This is a genomic window from Nocardioides sp., assembly GCF_025964975.1.
GTDB lineage: Bacteria > Actinomycetota > Actinomycetes > Propionibacteriales > Nocardioidaceae > Nocardioides.
The window spans coordinates 1-5,828 of record NZ_JAOPXV010000134.1 but is presented as its reverse complement, the minus strand read 5'-3'; the positions used below and the strand labels follow the sequence as shown (position 1 = coordinate 5,828).

4 protein-coding genes are annotated in these 5,828 nt (G+C 68.5%); 2 read left to right on the top strand and 2 right to left on the bottom strand.

What is annotated here, in order from left to right; translation table 11 throughout:
* The coding region (locus tag JWN68_RS09970; protein ID WP_297738255.1) for an NAD-glutamate dehydrogenase domain-containing protein at positions 1-2,778 on the bottom strand (2,778 nt) is incomplete at its 3' end.
* Between the two features lie 154 nt (positions 2,779-2,932).
* Here JWN68_RS09970 and JWN68_RS09965 point away from each other — a divergent pair.
* Both JWN68_RS09965 and JWN68_RS09960 read left to right on the top strand, forming a co-directional pair.
* Positions 2,933-3,403, top strand: coding sequence for a DUF2505 domain-containing protein (locus JWN68_RS09965; protein WP_297738253.1), 471 nt, complete (start codon positions 2,933-2,935; stop codon positions 3,401-3,403).
* A gap of 91 nt (positions 3,404-3,494) precedes the next feature.
* Positions 3,495-4,040, top strand: a complete 546-nt coding sequence (locus tag JWN68_RS09960) for a hypothetical protein (RefSeq protein WP_297738251.1) — start codon at positions 3,495-3,497, stop codon at positions 4,038-4,040.
* A gap of 229 nt (positions 4,041-4,269) precedes the next feature.
* Here JWN68_RS09960 and pruA read toward each other — a convergent pair.
* The coding region (pruA, locus tag JWN68_RS09955; RefSeq protein WP_297738249.1) for an L-glutamate gamma-semialdehyde dehydrogenase at positions 4,270-5,828 on the bottom strand (1,559 nt) is incomplete at its 5' end.

The following is a 5,828-nucleotide window of genomic DNA, read 5'->3' as shown; positions in this document are numbered from 1 at the left end:
CTTGTCGGCCGCCACCACGAGGTAGGTGTCGTCACCGTCATGGCGGACGACGCGCGACGGGGGCACGGTCTTGTCGCCGTCGAGGTTGTCGGTGATGTCGAGGAGGCCCGAGATGAACGTGGTGTAGCAGGCGATGCCTTCGGCCAGCCACTCGTCGCGGTTGGCTGGGTCGGGCAGCTGCTTGCAGAAGAACCCTCCATTGGCACCCACGGGCACGATGACGGTGTTCTTGACCATCTGCGCCTTGACCAGACCGAGGACCTCGGTGCGGAAGTCGTCTCGGCGATCCGACCAGCGCAGGCCACCACGGGCCACGGTGCCGAACCGCAGGTGCACGCCCTCGACTCGCGGCGAGTAGACGAAGATCTCGAACTTGGGCCTCGGCTCCGGCAGGTCCGGAATGCCTGAGGGCTCCAGCTTGAAGGACATGTAAGGGTGCAGGGACCCGTCGATCGTCTGGAAGTAGTTGGTGCGCAGCGTGCTGCGGATGTGGGTGCGGTAGGAGCGCAGGATGCGGTCGTGGTCGAGGCTGACCACGTCGTCGAGCGCCTTGACGAGCTTGTCCTCCACCACCTCGATCCGTGCGGTGCGCGCCTCCGCATCAGCCGGCAGGTCTCCCTTGCCCGGGTCGAAGCGCGCCTCGAAGAGGTCCACCAGCAACCGGGTGATGTCGACGTTGCTGCGCAGCGCGCCCTCGATGTAGTCGAGGGCGAACGGCGAGTTCCCCTGCTTCATGTACTTCGCGTAGGCCCGCAGGACGGTCGCCTGCCGCCAGGTGAGCCCGGCACCGAGCACCAGGGCGTTGAAGCCGTCGATCTCGTTGTAGCCGTCCCACACGGCGCGCAGGGCGTCGACGAACAGCGTGCGAGCCGCCTCAGGCAGGGGCTTGCCGTAGCGCAGGCCGAACTCGTAGATGTAGGACTCGCGGTCCAGGCCGGTGAGCTCGTAGGGCCGCTCGTCGACGACCTCCACGCCCATCGACGACAGCATCGGCAGCACGCCACTCAGGGACAGGGGCGAGCCGACCCGGAACACCTTGAGCCGGCCCTCTCCGCGGCCGGCATGGCGCTGCTCGAAGAGGTCGAGGTCCATTCCCTCGTCACCCTCGATCGCCATCAACCGACCGAGGTCGGCCGCGCCCGTGTGCGGCTTGAAGTCCTCCTTGTACGCCTCGGGGAAGGCGGCGGACCAGATGCGCGCGAGGCGCGAGCCGCGCTCCTCGCCGTACTCCGCCGTGACGGCCGAGACGAAGTCGTCGCGCCACGAGCGAGCCGCCTCCACCATGCGACGCTCGAGGTCGACGACGTCGAACTCCGGGATCGTCTCGCCCTTCTCCGGGTGGACCACGAAGTGCACGCGGGCCGTCATCGCCTCGTTGACGCGCGCGGTGAACTCGACGTGCTTGCCGTTCAGCTGCTCCTTGAGAATCTGCGCGAACCGCTCGCGGACCGTCGTGTTGTAGCGGTCGCGGGGCAGGTAGACCAGCACCGAGACGTAGCGGCCGTAGGTGTCGAGGCGGGCGAAGAGCCGCGGCTGGCGACGCTCGCGCGCGAACATCACTGCCTCGACGGTGGGGGCCAGCTCCTCGGCCGGTGTGTGGAAGAGCTCGTCTCGCGGGTAGTTCTCCAGCGTGTCCATCAACGCCTTGCCCGCGTGGCTGCGGGGGTCGAAACCTACCCGGCGCATGATGTCGTCGGTCTTCTCGCGCAGGAGCGGGATCCGGTTGACCGACTCGGTGTAGGCGGCGCTCGAGTAGAGACCCAGGAAGCGGCGCTCGCCGATGACCTCGCCGTTCTCGTCGAACGTCTTGACGCCCACGTAGTCGAGGTAGGCGGGACGGTGGACGGTCGCGCGGGAGTTGGCCTTGGCCAGCACCAGGAGCGTCTTCTCGCGGGCCTTGTCCTGGACCAGCGGGGGGAGCTTGGCAAATGACGTCGACATGTTCTGGTCGGCGCGCAGGATGCCGAGACCAGAGCCGGGTACGGCGCGCAGCGCCCATTCCTCGTGATCGCCACCCACGTTCTCGAGACGGTATTCGCGGTAACCCAGGAACGTGAAGTGGTCGTCGGCCAGCCAGCGGATGAAGTCGCAGCTCTGCTTGATCTCGCTGCCGCTGATCGGCGGTGGCGGGTTGTCCTCGATCTCCGCGACGACCGACAGCGCCCGCTCGGACATCTTCTTCCAGTCCTCGACGGACTCGCGCACGTCACGGAGCACGCCCTGCAGGCCCTCGACGATCTGGACCAGCTCGTCCTCGTCCACGACGCGGTCGATCTCCACGCGCATCCACGACTCGTGGACCGCCCCGAGGGTCGACTCCGCGACGACGCCGTCGTCGAGGGTGTTGACCTCCTGCAGCTGGCCGGTGATGTCGCGGGCGACCTGGAAGCGCGGGTGGATGACGACGTGCACGTTGTGCTCGAGTCGGGTCAGCTCCATCGTCACGGAGTCGACGAGGAAGGGCATGTCGTCGGTGACGACCTCCACGACCGAGCGGCCCAGGGCCGACCAGCCGTCGTCGCCCGGGCTGGGGGTCACCACGCGAACCGTGGAGGTGCCCTGGGGCCGGGTCGCGGCGCTCGCATAGTGGGAGGCGAGTGCGCCGTACACATCCTCGGCGCTGCGCCCCTGGAGGTCCTCGGGAGGGGTGTGTCGCAGGTAGGCCTCGAGCAGCTCCCGGACCCGCTTCGGCGGCGGTCCGTCGGAGTCTCCGCAGGAGCGGGCCACCTCGGCAGCACGCTCGAGCAGGTCGGCCTTGTCGTTCGCGAGCTTCACCACGAAGCCGACACTATGGGCCGCGGAGTGACGCGGACAACACGGGGGAGGTACCCGGGAGTAGTGACCGCCCCGGGGGTCCCCGTGGCCATGCCCGGCGACGCTCGGCCATGATGTCCGGACCTGACCGACCGGACCTGCTGCAAGGAGATCGCCCATGGCAACCCAGCTGCACAAGGAGCTCACCTACGACGCGAGCGTCGAGGAGGTCAGGGCGATGCTCAACGATCCCGCCTTCCGCGAAGAGGTCCTCGAGGCCCTCCACGTGATCCGTGGTTCGGTCGCGGTCGCGGGGTCCCGGCTGACGATCGAGCAGGTCTGGTCGTCCGACTCCCTGCCCTCCTTCGCCAGGAAGTTCGTCGGCGACGAGATCGTGATCGTCCAGGAAGAGACCTGGGCCACCGACCGGGCGGACATCAGCGTCACCATCCCCGGGAAGCCGGGTGACATGTCCGGGACGGCGGTCCTCGAAGCTACCGCCGGCGGCACGGTCGAGCAGGTCGACATGACGATCAAGGTGGGGATCCCCCTCGTCGGCGGCAAGATCGAGAAGCTGATCGCCGAGATGCTGGCCAACGCGCTCGACAAGGAGCACGCGACGGGCGTGAAGTGGCTGGCGAAGGCCTGACCGGCGCCCTCGGGGCGTCGTACGGCGCGCTGGTCGAGACGGTCTCGAGCCTGGGCGACGACGAGGCCTGGGTCTCCACGGGCTGCCTGGGGTGGACCGTCCGCGACCTGGTGTTGACCTGCACGCCGACGCGGTCCGCGGACTGGTCGCCGTCCACACCCCCGCTGGTCGACCAACCGACACTGACGCGGTCTCCTACTGGCGCTCCTGGGGGTCCGATCCCGACAAGGACGAGGAGAATCGGCGATTCACCCGCCTCGAGGCGGGCCTCTTCACGTGGGGCGGTCTGCGCGCCCGCTACCTCGAGGCGGCGCGCGCCATGACCTCTGCCCTCGCCGGAGCCGACCCCTCGTCCGTCGTCGCCACCCAGGGGCACGCGATCACGGTGACTGACCTGGCGAGCACGCTGGCAGTCGAGGCCACGCTGCACCACCTCGACCTGGTGACGAACCTGTCCGCTGCCGGTCCGTCGACAGCGGGCCTGGCCGAGGTGCGCCGAGGGGTCAGGGCGCTCCTCGACAGAGACCTGACCGGGTGGCCGGACGAGCGGGTCGCTCGTGTGGGGACAGGTCGCGCCGCACCGACCAAGGACGAGCTGATCGACCTCGGCGGATCACCGGTCCCGGTCTTCACCTGACGTAGCCGCGGGAAGTCGTGGGCTTCCGGGCGTTACGTCGAGGTTCATTCACGTCAATGAACTTCGGTCCAGGGCACCCCACGACCAGGCTGGCCAGCGCGTCAGCCGTCCGCGCCATCCTGACGCCGCCGGACCCAGACCACCAGCGCGAGCAGCACGAAGGGGCCGAAGGCCAGGACCAGGGTGAGCGCCTGCTCATACGGGTGCATCGCACCCAAATGGAGAGCGGTCACTCGGCATCCATGTGCGGGTAGCGGAAGTCCTTCGGCGGCACGAAGGTCTCCTTGATCGAGCGCGGCGACGTCCAGCGGAGCAGGTTGATCGCTGCGCCCGCCTTGTCGTTGGTGCCTGAGGCCCGGCCGCCGCCGAAGGGCTGCTGTCCGACCACGGCGCCGGTCGGCTTGTCGTTGATGTAGAAGTTGCCGGCCGCGAAGCGGAGCTCGCGACGGGCCCACGCGATCGCGCCCCGGTCCTGCGAGATGATCGCCCCGGTCAGGGCGTACGGCGCAAACGACTCCATCTGCGCCACGACCGACTCGAAGGCGTCGTCCTCGTAGACGTAGACGGCCAGGATCGGGCCGAAGTATTCCTCGGAGAAGATCTCGTCGGTCGGGTCGGTCGACTCCACGATCGTGGGTCGCACGAAGTAGCCCACCGAGTCGTCGGTCTGGCCACCGGCGAGCAGCGTCAGATGGTCGTTGGACTTCACCCGCTCGATGGCCTTGACCTGCTTGGCGAAGGAGCGGTCGTCGATCACGGCGCCCATGAAGTTGGAGAAGTCGGTGACGTCGCCCTGGGCGAGGCCCTCGGTGTCCGCGATCAGCTGGTCCTTGAGCTTGTTCCACACCGACCGCGCGACGTACGTGCGGGAGGCGGCACTGCACTTCTGGCCCTGGAACTCGAAGGCGCCGCGCATCATCGCGACCCGCACCACGTCGGGGTCGGCGCTGGGGTGGGCGACGATGAAGTCCTTGCCACCGGTCTCCCCCACGATCCGCGGGTAGGCGCGGTAGTTGGCGATGTTCTCCCCGACCGTGCGCCACAGGTGCTGGAAGGTGGGGGTCGACCCGGTGAAGTGGATGCCTGCGAGGTCGGGGCTGGCGAGCGCGACCTTCGAGACGTCGAGACCGTCACCGGGCAGCATGTTGATGACGCCGGGCGGCATCCCGGCCTCCTCGAGCAGCTCCATCGTCAGCGACGCGGCGAGCTGCTGGGTCGGCGAGGGCTTCCAGATGACCGTGTTGCCCATGAGCGCAGGCGCGGTCGGCAGGTTGCCGGCGATCGCGGTGAAGTTGAACGGCGTGATCGCGTAGACGAACCCCTCGAGGGGACGGTGGTCGGTGCGGTTCCAGATGCCGGGGCTGTTGGCGATCGGCTGGTCGGTGTGGATCTGCTTGGCGTAGTGGACGTTGAAGCGCCAGAAGTCGATCAGCTCGCACGCCGCGTCGATCTCGGCCTGGTAGGCCGTCTTCGACTGCCCCAGCATGGTCGCCGCGTTGATGCGCTGGCGCCACGGGCCCGCCAGCAGGTCGGCTGCCTTGAGGATGATCGAGCACTTGTCGTCGAAGGGCATCCGCTGCCACGGGAGTGCGGCGGCCTTCGCGGCCTTCAGGGCGGCCTCGGCGTCGTCGGTCGTGGAGTTCTTGAAGGTGCCCAGCACGTGCTGGTGGTCGTGCGGATGCAAGACCTTCATCTCGGCCCCGCCACAGTCGCGCTTCTCCCCGTCGACGTGTGCCGACAGGTCGTGCTGCTGGCCGTCGAGGCGCGCGAGCTCCGCCTTAAGCTCAG

Bases quoted from the DNA above. Each gene is read 5' to 3' on its own strand.
- JWN68_RS09965 (WP_297738253.1), top strand. From the start codon at position 2,933: ATGGCAACCCAGCTGCACAAGGAGCTCACCTACGACGCGAGCGTCGAG.